23 protein-coding genes, 1 tRNA gene and 1 pseudogene are annotated in these 21,304 nt (G+C 65.4%); 15 read left to right on the top strand and 10 right to left on the bottom strand.

The features are described 5' to 3' along the window. The first annotated feature begins 7 nt into the window (after positions 1-7). A complete protein-coding gene (ilvN, locus tag MU449_RS07715) occupies positions 8-568 on the top strand; it encodes an acetolactate synthase small subunit (protein WP_244739005.1) in 561 nt (186 codons plus the stop codon). Here ilvN and MU449_RS07720 read toward each other — a convergent pair. Together MU449_RS07720 and MU449_RS07725 are read right to left on the bottom strand one after the other, a co-directional pair. Further along, positions 565-1,002 carry a cytochrome c-type biogenesis protein gene (locus MU449_RS07720; protein WP_244737445.1) on the bottom strand — a complete coding sequence of 146 codons (438 nt, stop codon included), beginning with the start codon at positions 1,000-1,002 and terminating at the stop codon, positions 565-567. The genes ilvN and MU449_RS07720 overlap by 4 nt on opposite strands. Next, complete coding sequence (locus MU449_RS07725) at positions 999-2,945, bottom strand: heme lyase CcmF/NrfE family subunit (RefSeq protein ID WP_244737446.1); 1,947 nt, start codon at positions 2,943-2,945, stop codon at positions 999-1,001. The genes MU449_RS07720 and MU449_RS07725 overlap by 4 nt, the downstream gene beginning before the upstream one ends. Before the next feature lie 97 nt (positions 2,946-3,042). Between MU449_RS07725 and rocF the strand changes: the two genes are divergently transcribed. From rocF to gyrA, 3 genes are all read left to right on the top strand, one after another. After that, on the top strand, positions 3,043-3,966 hold the full coding sequence (gene rocF, locus MU449_RS07730; RefSeq protein WP_244737447.1) for an arginase: 924 nt from the start codon (positions 3,043-3,045) through the stop codon (positions 3,964-3,966). Positions 3,967-4,070: 104 nt separating this feature from the next. Then, positions 4,071-4,625, top strand: coding sequence for a L,D-transpeptidase (locus MU449_RS07735; RefSeq protein WP_244737448.1), 555 nt, complete (start codon positions 4,071-4,073; stop codon positions 4,623-4,625). 77 nt (positions 4,626-4,702) lie between these two features. Beyond that, positions 4,703-7,435, top strand: coding sequence for a DNA gyrase subunit A (gene gyrA / locus MU449_RS07740; RefSeq protein WP_244737449.1), 2,733 nt, complete (start codon positions 4,703-4,705; stop codon positions 7,433-7,435). Here gyrA and MU449_RS07745 read toward each other — a convergent pair. Beyond that, positions 7,396-8,424 carry an AI-2E family transporter gene (locus tag MU449_RS07745; protein ID WP_244737450.1) on the bottom strand — a complete coding sequence of 343 codons (1,029 nt, stop codon included), beginning with the start codon at positions 8,422-8,424 and terminating at the stop codon, positions 7,396-7,398. The genes gyrA and MU449_RS07745 overlap by 40 nt on opposite strands. A gap of 47 nt (positions 8,425-8,471) precedes the next feature. Here MU449_RS07745 and trmFO point away from each other — a divergent pair. Both trmFO and gluQRS read left to right on the top strand, forming a co-directional pair. Then, positions 8,472-9,851 (top strand): annotated as a pseudogene (gene trmFO / locus MU449_RS07750) (methylenetetrahydrofolate--tRNA-(uracil(54)-C(5))-methyltransferase (FADH(2)-oxidizing) TrmFO); the annotation flags it as partial. Beyond that, positions 9,836-10,663, top strand: coding sequence for a tRNA glutamyl-Q(34) synthetase GluQRS (gene gluQRS / locus MU449_RS07755; protein WP_244737452.1), 828 nt, complete (start codon positions 9,836-9,838; stop codon positions 10,661-10,663). The pseudogene trmFO and the gene gluQRS, both read left to right, overlap by 16 nt. Here the strand turns inward: gluQRS and MU449_RS07760 are convergent. Next, positions 10,660-11,376, bottom strand: coding sequence for a GNAT family N-acetyltransferase (locus MU449_RS07760; RefSeq protein ID WP_244737453.1), 717 nt, complete (start codon positions 11,374-11,376; stop codon positions 10,660-10,662). The two genes, gluQRS and MU449_RS07760, sit on opposite strands and share 4 nt — an antisense overlap. A gap of 86 nt (positions 11,377-11,462) precedes the next feature. Between MU449_RS07760 and msrB the strand changes: the two genes are divergently transcribed. Next, on the top strand, positions 11,463-11,873 hold the full coding sequence (gene msrB, locus MU449_RS07765; protein ID WP_244737454.1) for a peptide-methionine (R)-S-oxide reductase MsrB: 411 nt from the start codon (positions 11,463-11,465) through the stop codon (positions 11,871-11,873). 6 nt (positions 11,874-11,879) lie between these two features. Here the strand turns inward: msrB and MU449_RS07770 are convergent, their stop codons facing one another. Further along, positions 11,880-12,314, bottom strand: coding sequence for an outer membrane protein assembly factor BamE (locus tag MU449_RS07770; protein ID WP_244737455.1), 435 nt, complete (start codon positions 12,312-12,314; stop codon positions 11,880-11,882). Between the two features lie 108 nt (positions 12,315-12,422). On the opposite strand from MU449_RS07770, the gene MU449_RS07775 reads away from it, so the two are divergent. The 8 genes from MU449_RS07775 to MU449_RS07810 all read left to right on the top strand — a co-directional run bounded on the left by MU449_RS07775 (position 12,423) and on the right by MU449_RS07810 (position 17,738). Next, positions 12,423-12,968: a YceD family protein gene (locus MU449_RS07775; RefSeq protein ID WP_244737456.1), complete on the top strand. Its 546-nt coding sequence runs from the start codon at positions 12,423-12,425 to the stop codon at positions 12,966-12,968. A 152-nt stretch (positions 12,969-13,120) separates the two neighbouring features. Continuing rightward, on the top strand, positions 13,121-13,327 hold the full coding sequence (rpmF, locus tag MU449_RS07780) for a 50S ribosomal protein L32 (protein WP_244737457.1): 207 nt from the start codon (positions 13,121-13,123) through the stop codon (positions 13,325-13,327). A gap of 21 nt (positions 13,328-13,348) precedes the next feature. Beyond that, on the top strand, positions 13,349-14,455 hold the full coding sequence (gene plsX / locus MU449_RS07785; protein ID WP_244737458.1) for a phosphate acyltransferase PlsX: 1,107 nt from the start codon (positions 13,349-13,351) through the stop codon (positions 14,453-14,455). Beyond that, positions 14,452-15,408 (top strand): beta-ketoacyl-ACP synthase III, encoded by a 957-nt coding sequence (locus MU449_RS07790; protein ID WP_244737459.1) that lies wholly within the window; start codon positions 14,452-14,454, stop codon positions 15,406-15,408. Before plsX ends, MU449_RS07790 begins: the two co-directional genes overlap by 4 nt. A 60-nt stretch (positions 15,409-15,468) precedes the next feature. Beyond that, complete coding sequence (ihfA, locus tag MU449_RS07795; RefSeq protein ID WP_244737460.1) at positions 15,469-15,771, top strand: integration host factor subunit alpha; 303 nt, start codon at positions 15,469-15,471, stop codon at positions 15,769-15,771. 12 nt (positions 15,772-15,783) lie between these two features. Beyond that, positions 15,784-16,479: a MerR family transcriptional regulator gene (locus MU449_RS07800; protein ID WP_244737461.1), complete on the top strand. Its 696-nt coding sequence runs from the start codon at positions 15,784-15,786 to the stop codon at positions 16,477-16,479. Positions 16,480-16,538: 59 nt separating this feature from the next. Then, positions 16,539-16,616, top strand: a tRNA-Pro gene (locus tag MU449_RS07805). 60 nt (positions 16,617-16,676) lie between these two features. Further along, a complete protein-coding gene (locus tag MU449_RS07810) occupies positions 16,677-17,738 on the top strand; it encodes a 2'-deoxycytidine 5'-triphosphate deaminase (protein WP_244737462.1) in 1,062 nt (353 codons plus the stop codon). Here MU449_RS07810 and MU449_RS07815 read toward each other — a convergent pair. Genes MU449_RS07815 through MU449_RS07835 form a run of 5 tightly spaced genes read right to left on the bottom strand, consistent with a single transcriptional unit; the run spans position 17,735 to position 21,268 of the window. Next, entirely contained in the window at positions 17,735-17,920 is a 186-nt protein-coding gene (locus MU449_RS07815) for a hypothetical protein (RefSeq protein ID WP_244737463.1), read from the bottom strand. The genes MU449_RS07810 and MU449_RS07815 overlap by 4 nt on opposite strands. Before the next feature lie 14 nt (positions 17,921-17,934). Continuing rightward, positions 17,935-18,555: an SMC-Scp complex subunit ScpB gene (gene scpB / locus MU449_RS07820; protein WP_244737464.1), complete on the bottom strand. Its 621-nt coding sequence runs from the start codon at positions 18,553-18,555 to the stop codon at positions 17,935-17,937. Then, positions 18,552-19,313 carry a segregation and condensation protein A gene (locus MU449_RS07825; protein WP_244737465.1) on the bottom strand — a complete coding sequence of 254 codons (762 nt, stop codon included), beginning with the start codon at positions 19,311-19,313 and terminating at the stop codon, positions 18,552-18,554. The genes scpB and MU449_RS07825 overlap by 4 nt, the downstream gene beginning before the upstream one ends. A 3-nt stretch (positions 19,314-19,316) precedes the next feature. Further along, complete coding sequence (nagZ, locus tag MU449_RS07830; protein ID WP_244737466.1) at positions 19,317-20,306, bottom strand: beta-N-acetylhexosaminidase; 990 nt, start codon at positions 20,304-20,306, stop codon at positions 19,317-19,319. Further along, positions 20,303-21,268, bottom strand: a complete 966-nt coding sequence (locus MU449_RS07835; RefSeq protein ID WP_244737467.1) for an SPOR domain-containing protein — start codon at positions 21,266-21,268, stop codon at positions 20,303-20,305. The genes nagZ and MU449_RS07835 overlap by 4 nt, the downstream gene beginning before the upstream one ends. Between the last annotated feature and the right edge of the window lie 36 nt (positions 21,269-21,304).

Raw genomic sequence — 21,304 nt, forward strand, 5'->3', positions numbered from 1 at the left:
GGGGACGATCATGGCACTGAACATCAAAAGCGGCTCCTCCAGCCAATCCGCCTATGATCTGCGCGACCCGAATGGAGAGATCATCGAGAGCCACACCCTCGCCCTGATCGTGTCGAACGAAAGCGGCGTTCTGGCGCGGGTGATCGGCCTGTTCTCGGGGCGCGGCTACAACATCGAAAGCCTGACCGTGGCGGAGATCGACCATGAGGGTCATCGCTCGCGCATCACGGTCGTCACGCGCGGCACGGCGGTGGTGATCGAACAGATCAAGGCGCAACTGGGCCGTCTGGTCCCCGTGCATCAGGTGAACGACTTGACGGTCGAAGGGCCGACGGTTCAGCGCGAACTGGCGCTTCTGAAGGTGGCGGGCAAAGGCGACATGCGGATCGAGGCGCTGCGTCTGGCCGAGATCTTCCGCGCCAATGTCGTGGATTCCACGCTGGAAAGCTTCGTGTTCGAGATGACGGGAACAGCCGAGAAGATCGACGCCTTCGCCGATCTGATGCGGCCGCTGGGCCTGCGGGAAATCGCGCGGACGGGCGTCGCTGCCCTGTCGCGCGGGGCCTAGAGCAGGTCCTTCAGGCGGGCGCGTTCGGCCTCGGTCAGGGGGGTGTCAAGCGCGCCCCCGCGCCGGCGGCGCAGATAGAGCGCGGCCCCCGCCCCGCCCAGCAGCAACGCCGCCGGACCCGCCGCCCACAAGACCAGGGTGGAGCCGCGCGCGGGCGGGTTCAGCAGAACGTATTCGCCATAGCGGTCGGTGATGAAGGCGACCGCCTGGGCATCCGTATCCCCCGCCACCAGCCGTTCACGCACCAACAGGCGCAGATCGCGGGCTATGGTCGCGTTGCTGTCGTCGATATTCTCGTTCCGGCAAACGGGGCAGCGCAGGTTCTGGCTGATGTCCCGCGCCCGCGCCTCCAACGCCGGATCGGCCAGAACCTCGTCGGGTTGCACGGCCCAAGCCGGGGTCGCCAGCATCAGCGCCAAAAGCACCCATTTCATGCCACCGCCCTCCGTGCGCCCGCCGCCACGCGATAACGGCGGTCGGTCAGGCTGACCAGTCCGCCCAGCGCCATCAGCGCCGCGCCAGCCCAGATCCAGTTGGCGAAGGGCTTGATATAGCTGCGCACGGCATAACCGCCGCCCTGCTGCGGATCGCCGATCACCAGATAAAGATCGCGCGTGAAGCCATAATTGATCGCCGCCTCGGTCGTGGGCATTCCGGCCACGGGATAGAGCCGCTTTTCAGGATGCAGCACCCCGATCAGCCGATCCCCCTTCATCACGCGCATCGCCGCGCGGGTGGCGAGATAGTTCGGCCCCTGCACCTCCGCCACATCTTCCAGCGTGATGGTATAGGCGGCCATGTCAAAGCTTTCCCCTTCGCGCACCACCCGGATATCCTCTTGCTGCCATGCGAGGATGGCGGAGATGCCGAACACCGTCACGCCGAAGCCCGCATGGGCGATGGCCTTGCCCCAATCGGCGCGCGGTAGGCCCGTCAAGCGCCGAAGCCGCGCCGTCCGCCCTGCGCGTTGCGCCAGATCCACCACCACGCCCGCGATGATCCACGCGGCCAGCGCGCAGCCCACGGGCCCCAGCGCGCTGCGCCCGCCTTGCACCGCCCAGACCAACGCCGCGACCGCGACCGCCAGCGCCAGCGCACCCCGCAGCGGCCGCATGGTCCGTCGCAGTTCGGCCCGCTTCCACGGGATCAGGCCCCCGACGGGCAGGGCCACCGCGATGGCGATCATGAACGGCGTGAAGGCCGAATTGAAGAACGGCGCACCCACCGACAGCGTCCGCCCCCACAGGATTTCCGCGATCAGCGGCCAGATCGTGCCGATGAACACCACGAAACAGGATACGGTCAGCAACAGGTTGTTCAGCACCAGCCCCCCTTCGCGGCTGACGGGGGCGAACAGGCCTTTCGCCTCCATCGCGCTGGCCCGCGCGGCGAACAGGGTCAGCGCCCCGCCGGTGAACAGGCCGAAGATTATCAGGATAAACACCCCCCGTTCCGGGTCTGAGGCGAAGGCGTGGACCGACGTGATGACCCCCGACCGCACGATGAACGTCCCGATCAGCGAAAACCCGAAGGCCAGGATCGCCAGCAGGATCGTCCAGGCTTTCAACGCCTCGCGCTTTTCCACGACGATGGCGGAATGCAGCAAGGCCGCCGCGATCAGCCACGGCATGAAGGAGGCGTTCTCCACCGGATCCCAGAACCAGAACCCGCCCCAGCCAAGTTCATAATAGGCCCACCATGACCCAAGCGCGATGCCGATGGTCAGAAACAGCCAGGCCGCCAACGTCCAGGGGCGCACCCACCGCGCCCAGGCCGCATCCACCCGTCCCTCGATCAGGGCGGCCACCGCGAAGGAGAACGCCATGCTGAGCCCGACATAGCCGAGATAGAGAAACGGCGGGTGAAAGGCGAGGCCCGGGTCTTGCAGCAGGGGATTGAGATCCTCCCCGTTGAAGGGCGGCGTGGCCAGACGCAGGAACGGGTTGGAGGTCAGAAGCAGGAACAGCAGGAACGCCACCCCGATCGCCCCCTGCACCGACAGCACCCGCGCGCGCAGCCGGTCCGGCAGATTGCCCCCGAACCACGCCACCATCGCCCCATAGATTGCGAGGATCAACACCCACAGGAGCAACGATCCCTCATGGTTTCCCCATACGCCCGAGATCTTGTAAAGCATCGGTTTGGCGGTGTGCGAATTCTCCACCACCAGCTTCAACGAAAAGTCCGACGTCACGAAGGCATGGGTCAGCGCGGCGAAGGAACATCCGATCAGCACAAGCTGGACCTTGGCCGCGGTGTCGCCCACGGCCATCCATCCCGCCCAACCGCGCCACGCGCCGATCATCGGCAGGGTGGCCTGCGCCACGGCCACCATCAGGGCCAGCACAAGGGCGAAATGGCCCAGTTCCGTGATCATCCGTGGCTCCTCCGGCTTCGGCGCGCGGATCATAGGGCGGTTGGGCGTGGGATTGAAGGGCACTATAACCACAGGCGAAACGGAAAGGGATACTTCCATGTCGCATTGCATCCTGATCGGCGCGCCCGTCGACAGCGGCCAACAGCGCGCGGGCTGCGTGATGGGGCCTGCCGCCTATCGCGTGGCGGGCCTGCCCCGCGCCCTTCAGGGTCTGGGGCATGGGGTGGAGGATCGGGGCGATGTGACCCTGCCGCCCCTGCGAAACGCCATGATCGCCAACCCGGTCGTCCATGCGCCGGATGAAACCGTGGGCTGGACCGAGGCGCTGTCGGCCGCCGTGCAGGCCGCGCTGGGCGATGGCGGATTTCCCGTGGTCATGGGGGGCGACCATTCGCTGGCCTTGGGCAGCGTGGCGGGCGCTGCCGCCCATGCCCGCGCGGTGGGGCGGCCCTTGTTCCTGTTGTGGCTGGACGCGCATTCCGACTTCCACACCCCGATGACGACGCAGACGGGCAATCTGCACGGCACCCCCGTCGCCTATATCGCCGGGCGCGCGGGCTTCGAGGCGTTTCCGCCCTTTCCCGCCCCCCTTCCGCCGCAGAACATCTGCCTGTTCGGCATCCGCTCGGTCGATCCGGCGGAACACGCGGCCTTGCTGGAGCATGAGATCGAGATCAACGACATGCGCGTGCTGGACGAACAGGGCATCGCCGTGCCCTTGCGCCGCTTTCTTGATCGCGTGCGGGCGGAAAACGGGATGCTGCATGTCTCGCTCGACGTGGATTTCCTGGATCCCGCGGTGGCCCCGGCGGTCGGCACCACGGTTCCGGGGGGCGCCACCTTCCGCGAGGCGCATCTGGTGATGGAGCTGCTGCACGAGGCAGGGCTTGCCACATCGCTCGATCTGGTAGAGTTGAATCCGTTTCTGGACGAACGCGGGCGGACGGCGAAAGTGATGGTGGACCTTGTCGCATCGCTTATGGGGCGCAAGGTGTTCGACCGCCCGACCCGCAGCTTCTGACCTGCGACACATCGTCCCTTCACACTGGCGTGAGGGGACGTGAATGGTCAAAACCTGCCGATCGTGCTTGTTTCTGTGAAAATTGTTTGAACGGGATTATGGATATGACACAGCGGCGCACCTTGATGCTGGGCGGATTGGCCCTTCTGGCCACACCGACCGTCGTCCGCGCGCAGGTGGTGGATCCGAGCATCCGGGCCAACGTCTCCAGCTTCAAGACCCAGCGGTGGCAGGACCATTTCGACAGCCTTGGCCAGCACGGGGCGATTGTGGCCGACTTCACCTCGCGCGCGCTGCACTGGTGGTCGGCGGACGGGCGGGACTACCGCCTCTATCCCAGCTCCATCCCGATGTCCGAGGAACTGACCCGCCGCGGCTATACCGAGATCGTGCGCAAGCGGGTGGGACCGGACTGGCGCCCGACGGCCGACATGCGCCGCCGCGATCCCAGCCTGCCCGACTATGTCGGACCGGGACCGGACAACCCGCTGGGTACCCATGCGATGTATCTCAGCTGGCCCGCCTATATCATTCACGGCACGCATGACACGCGCAAGATCGGCCGGCCCTCCTCCTCGGGTTGCGTCGGGCTTTACAACGAACATGTGGAGGAGTTGTTCGCCCTGGCCCCGATCGGCACGCAGGTCCGGCTGGTCTGACGCCGGCCCCCGGCCATTGTCACGGGGGCCCATCGGGGCTATAGTCGCGCGACCTTATGACGAGAGAGCGCGCCGACGTGACCGACATCCCCGAACTCCCTGATTCCGAAGGCGAAACCCCCGAAAATCGCGGGCCCGGCCAACCTCAGGTATCGATCAGCGAGGAGATGCGGACCGCCTATCTGGATTACGCGATGAGCGTGATCGTCAGCCGCGCGATCCCCGACCTGCGCGACGGGTTGAAACCGGTCCACCGCCGCATCCTTCATGCGATGAACGAAACCGGGAACAGCCACGACAAGGCCTATCGCAAATCGGCCCGCCCGGTGGGCGACACGATGGGGAAATACCACCCCCACGGCGACAGCGCGATCTATGACGCGCTGGTGCGGATGGCGCAGCCCTTCTCCATGTCGCTGAAACTGCTGGACGGTCAGGGGAACTTCGGGTCGATGGACGGCGACAACGCCGCCGCCATGCGTTACACCGAAGTGCGGATGGACAAGCCCGCCGCCTTCCTGCTGGCCGATATCGACAAGGACACCGTCGATTTCCAGGACAACTATGACGGCAAGGACCGCGAGCCGACGGTTCTGCCCGCGCGTTATCCCAACATGCTGGTCAACGGCGCGGGCGGCATTGCCGTCGGCATGGCCACGAACATCCCACCCCACAACCTGGGTGAGGTGATCGACGGCACGCTCGCGTTGATCGACAATCCCGATATGTCGACCGAGGCGCTGATGGAGATCATTCCCGCGCCCGATTTTCCCACGGGCGGCCTGATCCTCGGCCGGTCCGGCGCGCGCAAAGCCTATCTCGAGGGGCGCGGCAGCGTCATCATCCGCGCCAAGACGCGGGTGGAGGAGGTGCGCAAGGACCGCTACGCCATCGTCATCGATGAAATCCCCTATCAGGTGAACAAATCCTCGATGATCGAGAAGATCGCCGAGATGGTGCGGGAAAAGAAGATCGAGGGCATCGCCGGGGTGGCCGACGAATCCGACCGCGTGGGCGTTCGGGTCGTCGTGGAACTGAAGCGCGACGCCACGCCCGAGGTGGTGCTGAATCAGCTGTTCCGCTTTACCCCGATGCAGACCAGCTTCGGCTGCAACATGCTTGCCCTGAACGGGGGCCGGCCCGAGCAGCTGACGCTGCGCGATTTCCTGTCCTATTTCATCACCTTCCGCGAGGATGTTGTCGCCCGACGCACCGCGTTCGAGTTGAACAAGGCGCGGGAACGCAGCCATATCCTCTGCGGTCTGGCCGTCGCCGTGTCGAATGTGGACGAGGTCGTGGCGACCATCCGCGGATCCAACGATCCGGCCGAGGCGCGCGAGAAGCTGATGACGCGTCGCTGGCCCGCCGCCGATATCGCGCCCTATATCCGCCTGATCGACGATCCCTCGCATCCGATGAATGAGGACGGGACCTACAACCTGTCCGAAGCGCAGGCCCGTGCGATCCTGGAACTCCGCCTGCAGCGCCTGACCGCCATGGGCGTCAAGGAAGTGACGGACGAACTTCAGGAACTGGCCGCAAAGATCCGGGATTACTTGGAAATCCTGGGAAGCCGTGACCGGATCATGGCTATCATCGGCGACGAATTGCGCGAGGTGCGGGACCTGTTCGCCGTGCCCCGCCGGACCGAGATCATCGACTGGTCCGGCGATATGGAGGATGAGGACCTGATCGAGCGGGAGGACATGGTCGTGACCATCACCTCCGGCGGGTATATCAAGCGCACCCCGCTGATGGATTTCCGCAGCCAGCGGCGCGGCGGCAAGGGCCTGTCCTCCATGGCGACCAAGGAAGACGATGTGGTGACCACGCTGTTCGTGGCCAACACCCATGCGCAACTGCTGTTCTTCACCACCGACGGCATGGTCTACAAGCTGAAGACCTGGCGCCTGCCGTTGGCCAGCCGTCAGGCGCGGGGCAAGGCGATCGTCAACATCCTGCCGATCCAGCCCGGCATCTCCATCGCCGCCCTTCTGAAGATCGACGAGCCGGAGGAGGAATGGGACAACCTGCAACTGGTCTTCGCGACCAGCGATGGCGATGTGCGCCGCAACGCGTTGTCCGATTTCACCAATGTCATGCGCAACGGCAAGATCGCGATGAAGCTGCCGGAGAATACCAGCCTTGTGAACGTCCGCGTCACCAACGACGCCGATGACGTGATGCTGTTCACCGCCAGCGGGCGCGCGATCCGCTTCCCCACCACCGATGTGCGGGTGTTCAAGGGCCGCGATTCCACCGGCGTGCGGGGCATCCGGCTGGGCGAGGAGGACAGCGTCGTGTCCATGTCCGTCATCCGCCATTTCGAGGCCGACCCCGCCGAACGGGCCGCGTTCCTGAAGATGCGCCGGGCCGATCTTGGTGCCGCCGACGAAGGCGAGGCCGACGAGGAGGAAGCCGGCGCAGGCAGCCTGTCGCAGGAACGGTATCTGGAAATGCGCGGGGCCGAGGACATCCTGCTGACGATCACCGCCAACGGGTCGGGCAAGCTCAGCTCCTCCCACGCCTATCCCGTGCGCGGGCGTGGCGGGATGGGGGTGCGCGCCATCGACAACGCGATGCGCGGCGGCGCGCTGGTCACCTCGTTCCCGGTGGATCTTGAGGATCAGATCATGCTCGCCACCTCCACCGGGCAATCGATCCGGGTGCCGGTGGAGGGGATCAGCTTCCGCAGCCGCTCGGCCGGGGGGGTGCGGGTGTTCAACACCGCGGCGGGCGAGCAGGTCGTCTCGGTCGCCCGCATCGCCGATCAGGGCGAGGATGAGGTGGAGGGGACGGAGGGGGCCTGATCCTCCTTCTCCAGATAATCCGCGATGTAATGCTTGTTGGCGATGGTCATCACCACCGCCAGCAAGGGCGTCGCAAGAATGAACCCCAGCAGCCCGAACAGATAGCCCAACATCAACTGGAACGAGATGGTCAGCGCGGGCGGCAACGACACCAGTTCCTGCTGCAGGCGCGGCGTCACCAGATAGCTTTCCAGCGACTGCACAAGGACATAGAGCGCAACGATCCACAGCGCCGTGTCGATGCCCTGCCCAAGCCCGATCAGCACCGCCGGAACCGCCGCAACCACGGGGCCGATATTGGGCACAAAGGTCATGATCCCGGCCAGCACGGCAAGGATCAGCGCCAGCGGTACATCCAGAAGCCACAGACCCAGAAACGTCAGCACGCCGATGGTGGCCATCGACGCGAATTGCGCCAGCAACCAGGACCACAACGCATCGCCGCTGTCGCGCAACATGCTGGCCATGCGCGGGCGCAGGCGCGGCGCCACCAGTCTGACCACCCCGTTGCGATAGATGCGGGGCGAGATTGCGCAATAAATGCCGATGAACGCCACCAGAAAGGCGTTTCCGAAAATCCCCACGGTGGAGGAGACGGTGGACAGTGCCCCCATACCGCTGGGAATCATGCTCTCGAAATCGATGCGCTGGCGCAGTTGCTCCATCCACACATTCTCGTTCAGCATCCCCTCCAGCCGTTCGGTGGCATCGGGCAATTGCGAGATCAGCTGGCCGAACTGCTGAAACAGGGCCTGTGCGGCGTTGGTGAAGAACCAGACCGCCCCGGCCAGCATGAGAACCGAAAACGCCAGAAGACCCCATCCGCTGCCGATGCCCGTCAGCCGTCCGATCCACGCCCCCGCGCCGCGCATCAGAACCGCCACCAGGATCCCGGCGAAAATCAGCAAGGGCACCTGCGGCGCGAACAGGGCCACCGCCCCCAGAACCGCCACCAGCAGCAGAACCGAAATCCAATCGCGTCGCGTCATCTGCCCATTCCCTCGCACTTTTTTCATCTCGTGCCAGCTTTGGGCGGTTCATGCCAGCTTCCAAAAGCCTGTTGGCCGGATTAAAAGGCCGCATGACACAGGAATTGCACATCGTCGGCGGCGGAATGGCCGGATCGGAAGCGGCTTGGCAAGCGGCGAACATGGGCGTGCCCGTCGTTTTGCACGAGATGCGGCCCAAGGTTGCCACCTTTGCCCACCGCACCGGCAGCTTGGCCGAGATGGTGTGCTCGAACTCGTTCCGTTCGGATGACGATGAGCGCAACGCCGTGGGCCTGTTGCATTGGGAGATGCGGGCGGCGAACGGGTTGATCATGGCGATGGCCGAAAAACATCGTCTTCCGGCGGGCGGCGCGCTGGCCGTGGACCGCGACGCGTTTGCCGAATCCGTGACCGAAACGCTGCGCAACCACGCCTTGATCCGCATCGTCGACACCGAAGTGACGGAGATCCCCACCGATGGTGCCTGGATCTTCGCGACCGGCCCCCTGACCTCGCCCGATCTGGCGCAGGCGATCGCCGGGGTGACGGGGGCCGAGAGCCTTGCGTTTTTCGATGCCATCGCCCCCATCGTCTATGCCGACAGCATCGACATGTCGGTCGCCTGGCGGCAGTCGCGCTATGACAAGGGCGAGACGGAGGAGGAGCGGACCGCCTATATCAACTGCCCCATGACCAAGGAGCAGTATGAGGCGTTCATCGCCGCCATGCTGGCCGCCGACAAGACCGAATTCCATGAGGGCGAGACCGCCGGATATTTCGACGGCTGCCTGCCGATCGAGGTGATGGCCGAACGCGGGCCCGAGACGCCTCGCTTCGGCCCGATGAAGCCCATCGGCTTGACCAACCCGCACAACCCCGATGTGAAGGCCTATGCCGTGGTGCAGTTGCGCCGGGACAACAAACTTGGCACGCTTTATAACATCGTCGGCTTTCAAACCAAAATGAAGTATGGCGCGCAAACCGATGTTTTTCGGATGATTCCGGGCCTTCAGGATGCGAAATTCGCACGGCTGGGCGGCATTCATCGGAACACGTTCCTGAACTCGCCCACGCTGCTGGATGATCGGATGCGCCTGAAGGCCCGCCCGAATGTCCGTTTTGCCGGTCAGGTGACGGGGGTGGAGGGATATGTCGAAAGCGCGGCCATGGGTCTTCTGGCCGGCCGCATGGCCGCGGCAGAGATGCTGGGCTGCGATCTGCCGCCCCCGCCCGCCGAAACGGCAATGGGGGCGTTGATCACCCATATCACCGGCGGGGCGGACGCCAAGACGTTCCAGCCGATGAACGTGAACTTCGGCCTGTTCCCCCCGATCGACGCCAAGGGCGGACGGCGGGGCCGCAAGGACCGTTACAAGGCCTATACCGACCGGGCGAAGGACGCGTTCCGGGCATGGCTGGACCAGTAACCCGCTTTGCCCCGTCCCCCACGGGGCCGTTGCATCTGGGCCATGCGTTTTCCGCGCTGACCGTATGGGATCGGGCGCAAGGCGGCGCGGCCCTTCTGCGGATCGAGGATATGGACCAAAGTCGCGCCCGCCCCGAATGGGAAGCGCAGATTTACGACGATCTTGCCTGGCTCGGCCTCGACTGGCCGCGCCCCGTGATGCGGCAATCCGACCGTTCGACCGCGTATGATGTGGCCTTGGCGACGTTGGCACCCTTCACCTATCCCTGTCGCTGCACCCGGGCCGATATCCGCGCCGCCCTGTCCGCGCCGCAGGAAGGGGCGATGGGGCCGGACGGGCTGATCTATCCCGGCACCTGCCGCCATCGCACCTGGGACGAGGCGGGGCCAGACGATGCGACACGGCTGGACATGGGGCGGGCCATGGCGGCGGTGGCATCGCTGAGCTTTGTGGAAACCGGCATGAACGCGGGGGAACACCGTTTCGATGCGCGGCACATGATCCGACAGGTCGGCGATGTCATTCTTGCGCGGCGCGGAATGGGGGCCGCCTATCACCTCGCGGTCGTGGTGGACGACGCAGCCCAAGGCGTGACCGAGGCGGTGCGCGGCGCGGATCTGGCGGAGGCCACGCCGATCCACGTTCTGCTGGCGCGACTGCTGGACCTGCCGCCCGTCGCCTTCCATCACCACCGCCTGATCCGCGACGATCACGGCCGCCGTCTGGCCAAGCGCGACGACGCACGCGCCATCGCCACCTTCCGCGCCGAAGGGGCCACCCCCGCCGACATCCGCCGCATGGTCGGGCTTTAACCTGACAACGCCCGCAAAAGCCTGGCCCGTCCGGGTGGAATGGCCGAAATCTCCAGCCCCGTGAATACGTGCAACGTGTTCATATGCGCGTCGATCACCGCATGGTCCGACACCCATCCCCCCATCAGAAGGTAACTGCGCAGCAAGGGCGGCATCGTCGTCATTGCCGCCCGCAGATCGGGGGCGCGCGCGTCCTCGGCATAGGGATAGGTTTGGGCCGCCCGCACCCCCGGCTGCCACTGCTGAGGCGCGAGATGGGCCTGTCGCAGCAATGCGAAGGCGTCGGCATAAGGTGCCGGTGCGACCCCCCGGAACGACGAACAGCCAAACAGCATCTGCGCGCCCGTCCCTTCGACGAAGGCGGCCACCCCGCCCCAAGCCATGCGCAGGATATCGGGATCGTGGCGGTCGGGGGCGATGCAGAACCGCCCCATCTCCACCATCGGGCCGGGAAACCCGCGCAGACCCGTCAGGTCATAGAATTGGGCGGCGTAGCTTTCCTCCACCCGGTCGGGCGTCAGCGGCAGAAGGCGATAGCAGGCGACAAGATCGCCCCCATCCTCCACCAGCACATGGGTGCAGCGGGCGTCGAACGCATCGCCATCCGGTGCGGCCAATCCGAAGGCGCGGGTGCGCAGCTCCAGCGCGCGGGCCATATCCCCCTCGCTCTTGGCCGTGCGCAGGGTGAAGCGTCCTCGTGTCAGCCTGCGCATACCCCCTCCTTGGCGGATGTGCCGCCGATACCTACATAATGACGCGATACGCCCGCCCCGCAAGGCGGCGATGACCGGAGGACCCGATGACCGAAAAGATCACCAAGACCGACGCCGAATGGCGCGCGCAACTGACCGATGAGCAATACCGCGTGACGCGCAAGCACGGCACCGAACGCCCGGGCAGCCACGAAGACCTGCCGACCGAGGCCGGGACCTTCACCTGCGTCTGCTGCGGCACACCCCTGTTCGAACAGGAAACGAAGTTCGAAAGCCATTGCGGCTGGCCGTCCTTTTATGCCGGGAACGAACGGACGGTGGGCATGTCGCAGGACAACTCGCTTGGGATGCAGCGGATCGAGGTGCATTGCAACACCTGCGATGCGCATCTCGGCCATGTGTTCCCGGACGGGCCGCAGCCCACCGGCCTGCGGTATTGCATCAATGGAGTGGCCTTGGGCTTCGTGCCCGAAGAAGGGGCGGTGTCGGACCGTTAGGTCCGATCAATCGTCCAGAACCTGATCGGCGCGGATACGTCCGACCGATCCGAACAGTTGCCGCAGGAAGCTGCTGCCTTCCACGCTGTTCTGGGTGACGCGACGCGACAGGGGCACGACGCGCCCCTGCTCCAGCCCGAAACGTTCCACATTGGCCACGCGGTCACCGTTGAAACTGATGGCCACCACCTCGCGCCGGATTTCGCGGGTGAAGACGCCGAAGGTGCGGAAACGGCTTTGAACGTAATACCATTCCCCGTCGTTCAGCAGGGTCGTCGTCGTTGGGCGGCCGATCAATTCGGACACCTGATCGCGCGAGGCCCCGATCTGGACGCGTGCCAGATCCTGGTCCATGGGAACATATCCATGATTGCGGAAGATGGGCGCGCAGGCCGAAAGGGTGATCAGCACAAGCCCGAGCACTGCACCGCGCGTCATCATCCGTCGTCCTGACCGAGCCATGCCCACCCCTTGCCTTGCGGGCCGCAAGCCCATATCGCCATTGGCTTATCAGAAGGTCCCGCCCCTGTTCAAGAAAGGAAGCGCATCATGACGAACGAAGGCCCGCGTCTCGCCTATCCCGTGGGGGCGCTGCCGACGCGCAAACCGCAACGTTTCGCCCTGAAGGCGACCGCCGCCGAGCGCGCCGCGATCGCCGCCGACATGGACCTGATCGCCCTGTCCCAACTGGAGTTCGAGGGCGAGATCCGTGCCGAGGGCCGCAGCGATTTCCGGCTGGAGGGGCGTTTGCGCGCCGCGTTCCAACAGCCTTGCGTCGTGACCCTGGCCCCGGTTGCGGGCCGGGCGGATGTGACGGTGCTGCGCCGGTATTCCGCCGACATGGTGATGCCTGACGCCGAGGAATCGGAGATGCCGGAGGATGACACCACCGAACCGCTGCCCGAGGTGATCGACGTGGCGGGCGTGGCGATCGAGGAACTGGCGCTCTCCCTGCCCCCCTATCCCCGCGCGCCGGGGGCCGAGTTGGGCGAGGCGGTCTTTGCCGCCGAAGGAAACGCGCCGTTGAAAGATGCGGATCTGAAGCCCTTTGCCGGACTTCAGGCCTTGAAAGATCGGATGAAGGGTGACAAGTAGGGCCGCGCAAGAGGTCTTGCGTTCATGGCGAAACCCGCTATGTTCCGCGCTTCGTTGACTCCGGAAATCCGGGCGCCCGATATGGCATGTCCAGCTCGGGTTTTCATCGCAAACCAAGGGGGCCACGCCCCTCACCAACTTGAGGTCGAGACATGGCTGTCCCGCAGAATCGCGTTACCAAATCCCGCCGCAACATGCGCCGTGCGCATGACGCCCTTGTCGCGTCGAACCCGGCCGAATGCTCCAACTGTGGCGAACTGAAGCGCCCGCACCACGTTTGCGGCGCCTGCGGCCACTACGATTCGCGCGAAGTGGTTGCGACGAAATCCGAAGTCGATCTGGACGACGACGCGGCATAAGCCGCGTCCTTTCCCTGCCCCATGTCGACGGACACGACGATACATCTCGCTGAGACGAGGCGCAAAATCGTCATATCGGTTGACGCGATGGGCGGAGACCAAGGGCCTGCTGCCGTCGTGGCGGGCCTTGTCGCTTCGGCGGACAAAAATCCCGACATTCATTTTCTTCTGCACGGGGATGAGGCGATACTCCGCCCCCTTGTGCAGCGCCATTCAGACCTGACGTCGCGGGTGGACCTGCGCCATGCGCCGCGCGTCGTGTCGATGACCGACAAGCCTTCGCAGGTGATGCGCAACGGTCAGGGCACGTCCATGTGGTCGGCAATCGAATCGGTCCGCGACGGTCAGGCCGAGGCGGCGGTATCCTGCGGGAACACCGGCGCGCTGATGGCGATTTCCATGCTGCGTCTGCGCAAGATCCCCGGCGTGAACCGCCCCGCCATCGCCTGCCTTTGGCCTTCGCGCAATCCGGGTGGGTTCAACGTGATGCTGGATGTCGGCGCGGACGTGAAGGCCGACGCCGAAGATCTGCTTCAATACGGCATGATGGGCGCCTCCTATGCCCGCAACGGTCTGGATCTGGCCCGCCCCCGGGTCGGGCTTCTGAACGTCGGCACCGAGGAGAACAAGGGCCGGCCCGAGATGAAGCAGGCCCATGAATTGATGGCCGCCCATGCGGAGGCCGGCAGCTACGATTTCGTCGGCTTTGTCGAAGGTGGAGATATTCCCGGCAACGTGTGCGATGTGATCGTGACGGACGGGTTCACCGGCAATATCGCGCTGAAAACCGGCGAAGGCACGGCCAAGCTGGTGTCCGACTTTCTGAAGGAAAGCCTGCGCGCCACCATCCTGTCGAAAATCGCCGCCGTTCTGGCGCTTGGCTCCTTGAAGCAGCTTCAGAAGCGGGTCGATCCACGCCGGGTAAATGGCGGCGTCTTTCTGGGTCTGAACGGAACCATCGTGAAATCGCACGGTTCGGCGGATGCGACGGGCGTCTCTTCGGCCATCAAACTGGCCTTCCAGCTTGCGAAATCGGGCTTCAACGAACGCCTGGCGGCCCGGGTCGCCTCTGCCGCCGCGACGGGGCAGGATATGGGCGTCACCACTCAGGATGGGACAGACGGATGACACTGCGTGCCGTGGTGAAGGGCATCGGGCATTACCTGCCCGACCGCGTTGTCCCCAACGCCGAGTTCGAGGCGTCGATCGAAACCTCGGACGAATGGATCCGCACCCGGACCGGGATCGAGCGGCGACATTTCGTGGCCGAAGGGCAGACGACCGCCGATATCGGCGCGCGGGCGGCCCGGGCGGCCTTGGCCGATGCCGGGTTGGAGATTGGTGACATCGACGCGATCATCGTCGCCACGTCCACGCCCGACCTGACCTTTCCCTCTGCCGCGACGATGATGCAGGCGGAACTGGGAATGCGCCACGGGTTCGCCTTTGACGTGCAGGCGGTTTGTGCCGGTTTCATCTTCGCCCTGACCAATGCGAACGGGCTGATCCTGTCCGGGCAGGCGAAACGCGTCCTGGTGATCGGGGCCGAGACCTTCTCGCGCCTGATGGACTGGAACGATCGCACGACCTCGGTCCTGTTCGGCGATGGCGCGGGCGCGCTCGTTCTGGCCGCCGAGGAGGGCGAGAACGGCATTCTGGCCGCCGATCTCAACAGCGACGGTTCGTTCCGCGACCTTCTTTATGTGGATGGCGGAACCTCCACCGGGACGATCGGCCACTTGCGTATGCAGGGCAAGGAAGTGTTCCGCCATGCGGTGGAGAAGCTGGCCAAGACCGCCCATACCGCGCTCGACAAGGCCGGCCTGACTGCCGAGGATGTGGACTGGATCGTGCCCCATCAGGCCAACCTGCGCATCATCAGCGCCACGGCCCAGAAGATGGGACTGCCGATGGACAAGGTGGTGGTGACCGTGCAGGATCACGGCAACACCTCGGCCGCGTCGATCCCCCTTGCCCTGTCGGTCGGCAAGGCGCGCGGACAGATCAAACCGGGCGATGTGGTCGTGACCGAGGCGATCGGCGGCGGTCTTGCCTGGGGTTCCGTGGTCATTCGCTGGTAGGTCAACTTGACTTCACCCCGGGGCAGACCCATCATTCCAACCTGCCTTTGGGGGGAAGACATGACCGGTAAAACATTGACACGCATGGATCTTGGCGAAGCCGTCTTCCGCGAAGTCGGCCTTTCGCGCAACGAATCCGGCCAATTGGTGGAAAGCGTGCTGCAGCATATCTCCGACGCGTTGGTGGAGGGGGAGCAGGTGAAAATCTCCGGCTTCGGGACGTTTTCCCTGCGGGACAAATCCGCGCGGATGGGCCGCAATCCCAAAACCGGGGACGAGGTGCCGATCAGCCCGCGTCGCGTGTTGACCTTCCGCCCGTCCCATCTGATGAAAGACCGCGTCGTCGCGGGCACGAAAAAGTAATACGAGGATCTTATGGAGAAATCGGCCGACGCCTTCCGCACCATCAGCGAGGTGGCCGACCTCCTGCATACGCCGGCGCATGTCCTTCGGTTCTGGGAAAGCCGCTTTCCGCAGATCAAACCCGTCAAGCGCGCGGGGGGACGCCGCTACTATCGCCCGTCCGACATCGCCCTTCTTGGGGGGATTCGCCGCCTGTTGCACGAGGATGGCCTGACCATACGCGGGGTGCAGAAAATCCTGAAGGAGCAGGGCGTTCGGCATGTTTCCGATCTTGGTAAAGTGCCCGAGGCCGCCTTTGTCGAGGTGGAGGCGGACGACACGCCCCACACCGCCGAAGTGCACACCTTCCCACGCCGCCCGGCCCCACAGATCGACCCGGAACTGGCGGGCTGGACTTTCACCCCCTCCAGCCCGGATGAGGGTGACGACGTTGGCGAAGAGGATTTCTTTGCCGCCTCCCCCCAAGCGGAGGATGCCGTGGATGAGGCCCCGCCTCAACCGCTCAGCCCATCGGACGGGGCCCTGGCCCGCACCCGCGCCGAACGTATGCGCGATCCGGTGGTGCCGGTCGATGACACCGCAAGCGCCCCACTGATTCTGCGTCTTTTGGCGGCCGATCCCCGTGTTCAGAACCAGGCCGCGCTGCGTGATATGGCCGCGCGTCTTCGCGCAATTGAAGAGCGGATGCGGGCCGACGAAACTTTCTGAAAGATCATGCGGTTTCGGCTTGCCCCTGCCGGGAATATCGCTATTTATCCGCCCTGTGTCGGGCCGTGGCGCAGCCTGGTTAGCGCGTCCGTCTGGGGGGCGGAAGGCCGCGAGTTCGAATCTCGCCGGCCCGACCATCACAAGAAAGCCGTCCGTGTTCTGCGGGCGGCTTTCGTGTTCTACGGGAAGTATGTGAGATGACCGGCGTTCTTCCTTCGCAAACCATCCGACACCTGATCCATACCGGCGTGATCGCGGCAGACAGCCCCGTTCTGGACAACCAGGTCCAGCCCGCTAGCCTTGATCTGCGCCTCGGCACCCGCGCCTACCGGGTTCGCGCGTCGTTTCTGGCAGGACGGGGCCGCAAAGTTTCGGACCGGATCGCCGAGTATGAGATGCATGCGATCGATCTCACGGCGGGCGCGGTTCTGGAGAAGGGGTGTGTTTATGTCATCCCGCTGATGGAACGTCTGGCGCTGCCACAGAATGTCAGCGCCGTGGCCAATGCCAAAAGTTCCACCGGGCGGCTGGATCTCTTGACCCGCACGATCACCGATGGCGGCGTGGAATTCGATCGCATCACCGCCGGATATCACGGGCCGCTGTTCGCCGAAGTCTGCCCCCGCAGTTTTTCCGTGCTGGCGCGTGCGGGGATGCGGCTGAACCAGCTTCGTCTGCGTCGGGGGCAATCGGTGCTCGATGATGCCGAACTGACCGCGCTGCACGCCCGGACGCCGCTGGTGAATGGCCCGCCGTTGATTTCCGACGGGCTCGGGTTTTCGGTGGACCTGCGCCGCCCCGACGCGCATGTCGGCTATCGCGCCAAGCCGCATACCGGCGTCATTGATCTGGGAAAGCTTGCCCACTATCCGGCGGCGGAGTTCTGGGAGGATGTGCGCGCCACCGATGGCCAGATCATTCTGGACCCCGGCGCGTTCTATATCCTTGTCAGTCAGGAGGCGGTGACCATTCCCCCCGATCACGCGGCGGAAATGGCCCCCTATCTGGCGATGGTGGGGGAATTCCGCGTGCATTACGCCGGGTTCTTCGATCCCGGCTTCGGCCACGGGTCAGGCCAAGGCTCGCGTGGTGTGCTGGAGGTGCGCTGCCACGAGGCGCCGTTCGTGCTGGAGCATGGGCAGGTGGTCGGCCGTCTCGTCTATGAACGGATGTCCGACACGCCCGACATGCTTTATGGGGCGGAGATTGCGTCCAACTATCAGGGGCAGAGCCTGAAGCTGTCGAAGCATTTCCGTTAACGCAGCCGACGCCCCATATTGGCGAACTTGCGGGCCTGACGCCCCATTTTCCCCATCCGCTGGGCCTTCGCCCGCTCTTCCGGGGTCATGGTGGCGGGATCTTTCCCCCCGCGCGAGGCATAGTCGATGCCCTTGTTGACGATCTTGCCGATCACGATCCCCATCAGGATTCGCTGTATCATTCTGAACATATGTCTCAATCCTCGAACAGTTCGCTTTGCCCCTCGGGGCTTTCGTCATCATCCGTCACGGGCGGGGGTGCCCCCGGTGCGGGCCGGTTGTCCAGCAGCCCCGCCTCTCGAAGCTCCTTAAGGCCCGGCAGGTCGCGGGCCGCCTCCAGCCCGAAATGGTCCAGAAACGTATCGGTCACCACGAACGTCACCGGGCGTCCCGGTGTCATGCGGCGGCGCCCCAGACGTATCCACTCCAATTCCAGAAGCTGGTCGATGGTTCCCCGGCTGACGGCCACGCCGCGAATTTCCTCGATCTCGGCACGGGTGGCGGGCTGGTGATAGGCGATGATGGCCAGCGTTTCCATCGCGGCACGAGAGAGCTTGCGCGTCTCCACCACCTCCCTCTGCATCAAAAAGCCCAGATCCTGCGCCGTGCGGATCGCCCAGGCATCCCCCACATGCACCACCTGCACCCCGCGCCCGTCATAGCGGCGGCGCAGGGTCTGCACCGCCTCTGCCGGGTCGCTGCCGTGGGGCATCCGCGCGGCCATGTCGGCCACGGTGACCGGATGGGGGGCGGCAAACAGGATCGCTTCGACCATGCGCTCCTGCTCCTCCATCGTCGGGGGGGCGAACAGGCTCATGTCCGCCGCCGGATTTCAATGGGGGCAAAGGTGGCGTCCTGCCGCAGATCGACCTGACCGCGCTTGGCCATTTCCAGAACGGCCGCAAAATGCGATGCGGTGACAGAGCGGCGGCGCATCGGGTGTCCATCCCACCCCTCGGGCAACCAAGCCGTCAGATCGCCCCAGTCGCCGAAGAAGTTCAGCATCCCGCGCATCCGGTCCAGTGCCTCTTCCATCGTGAAGACATTCTGGCGGTCCATCACGAAAGGACGGAATTCATCCCGCGTGCGCAGGCGGGCATAGGCGCGCATCAGGTCGATCAGGCTGGCGGTATAGGTCACGCGCCGCCTGTGCGTCAGATCGTCGGGATTGCCGCGGGCGAACATGTCGCGGCCCAACTGGTTGCGGGCCATCAATTGGGCCGCCGCTACGCGCATCGCCTCCAACCTCTCCAACTGATAGGCGAGATGCGCGGCCAGATCTTCGGCGGACGGACCATCCTCGGTCGGGTCGGGGGGCAACAACAGGCGCGATTTCAGATAGGCAAGCCACGCGGCCATGACCAGATAATCGGCGGCCAATTCGATCCGCAGCGTCTTCGCCTCCTCCACGAACCGCAGATACTGTTCGGCCAGCCGAAGGACAGAAATGCGCCGGAGATCGACCTTTTGCGTGCGGGACAGGGTCAGCAGAAGATCGAGCGGACCCTCGAACCCCTCTACATCGACGATCAGCGCCTCGGCGGCCAACCGGTCCTGAACCTCGTCCACCGACATCGGTCAGCCGATCAGATCGGACAACTGGCGGGCCAGATCCTGCGGATCGCCCAGCCCCTCATGGCGCAAGGCCAGCGCCGCACGTGCCCGCCGCATTGCCGCCTCGGTCATGCGCCCGACCCCTGCGGCCACATCGGCCCGCGCGGCCGGCCCACCGTTGCAGTGCAACACGACATCGCAACCTGCCGCAATCGATCGCGTTGCGCGATCCCCGACCGAGCCCGAAAGGGCCTCCATCTCGATATCGTCGGTCATCAGCAGCCCGTCGAACCCGATTTCAGTGCGAATGAGGTCGATTACCGGGGCCGACAAGGTGGCGGGCTGATCGTCGATCGCGGTGAAGACGATATGGGCCGTCATCGCCATCGGCAGATCGCGCAGGGCGTGGAAGGCCGCGAAGTCGGTCCGGCGCAGATCCTCCCGTGGGGCGGTGACGGTCGGCAGGTCGCGGTGGCTGTCAACGGCCGCACGCCCATGGCCGGGCATGTGCTTCATCACCGGAAGGACGCCCTCCGCCAGATGTCCCTGCGCCGCTGCGCGCGCCAGGGCGGCCACGCTCGCGGCCTCCGTGCCGTAACACCGATTGCGCAGGAAGGGATGCGTCTCTGCCCCCGCGATGTCCACGACGGGCGCGCAATTGCTGTCGATGCCCACGGCGCGAAGTTCCGCCGCAATCAAGCGGGAGCGGACCTCCATCGCCCGTTGCGGATCACGGGCGCGGGCGAGCATGTCAAGCGGGGGCAGATGTTCATGCCAATGTGGGGCGCGCAGGCGTTGCACACGCCCCCCCTCCTGATCGACGGTGATCGGCGCATCGCGCCCGACCGCATCGCGCAGGTCGCCCGTCAGGCGGCGCACCTGATCGGGATGGTCGATGTTGCGGGCGAACAGGATGAAGCCGAAGGGATCGGCCTCACGGAAGAACGCCCGTTCCTCGGTCCCCAGGGTCGTTCCGTCACAGCCGAAGATGGCCGCGCCCCACGCCGTCGTCATTGATTGACGATGGCGATGCAGGCCGCGTTTTCCGCCAGCAGCGCCGAACAGAACCGCCGCGCGTCCGCCGCATCCTCGAACCCCGAGGCGCGAAGGCGATAGAACGTGCGCCCGCCGCTGACCGCCTGCTGCATGACCAGCGATTTCGAACTGAACAAGCTGCCGAATTTCGCGCTCAGCCGGGTCCATTCACGCTGGACCTGCTCCTCGTTGTCGAACGCGCCCAACTGCACCAGATGGGCGCCCGAAGGGGCCGTGGTGCTGGGGGGTGCGGCCACGGGCGACGCGGCAACCGGCATCGCGGCGGGGGCCGAGGCCATGCGGACCTGCGGACGCAACGACCGCGTCACCGCCCCCGGAGGGGCCGGAGCCACCACAGGCTCGGTCTTCAGCTCATCCGGGATCAGCGAGGGGTCGATGGCCGGTGCGGGGATCGCGATCTCGTCGATCGGATCGCCGTCGACGGTGCTCGCCAGACCCTGCTCCACCGCTTCGATCGGGGCAACGGGGGGCGGAGCGGGCAGTCCGGCGGGCATCAGAACCGCGCCGGTGGCACCCGTCGCCTCGGCCACGGCCTCCATGATCTCTTGCGACGGTTCGCTGCCTTCAAGCCCCGGCCCGTCGCCCAGATCAAGCTCGGTCGTTCGGGGGGCCAGCATCAGTTCCGCCGCGACGCCCCCCGCCGCGCCCGAGGCGGCGATTTCGTTGACAGACAGGCCCTGATTGGCGGTGATGCTGCCGCCCGGATCCTCGGGCGTCACGCGCATGGGGCCTTCCAGCGCCTGCACGACGGGGATGCCCCGCACATCGCGCACGGTCGTGCTGTAGCCCCACCACGCAAGAGCGACGATCATCGCGACCGAACTGGCGGCCCCTGCGATGTTGATGATCCGTTGGACCTGCATACTGCGACGCGGCGCATAATCCACCGCTCCGAATTCGTCGAAGTCCACATCCGCCATTTCTACTGCCCCAATGCGACGATCTGATGCCGTCGT

Origin of the sequence: Falsirhodobacter halotolerans, assembly GCF_022899245.1 — a bacterium.
Classification (GTDB): domain Bacteria; phylum Pseudomonadota; class Alphaproteobacteria; order Rhodobacterales; family Rhodobacteraceae; genus Falsirhodobacter; species Falsirhodobacter halotolerans.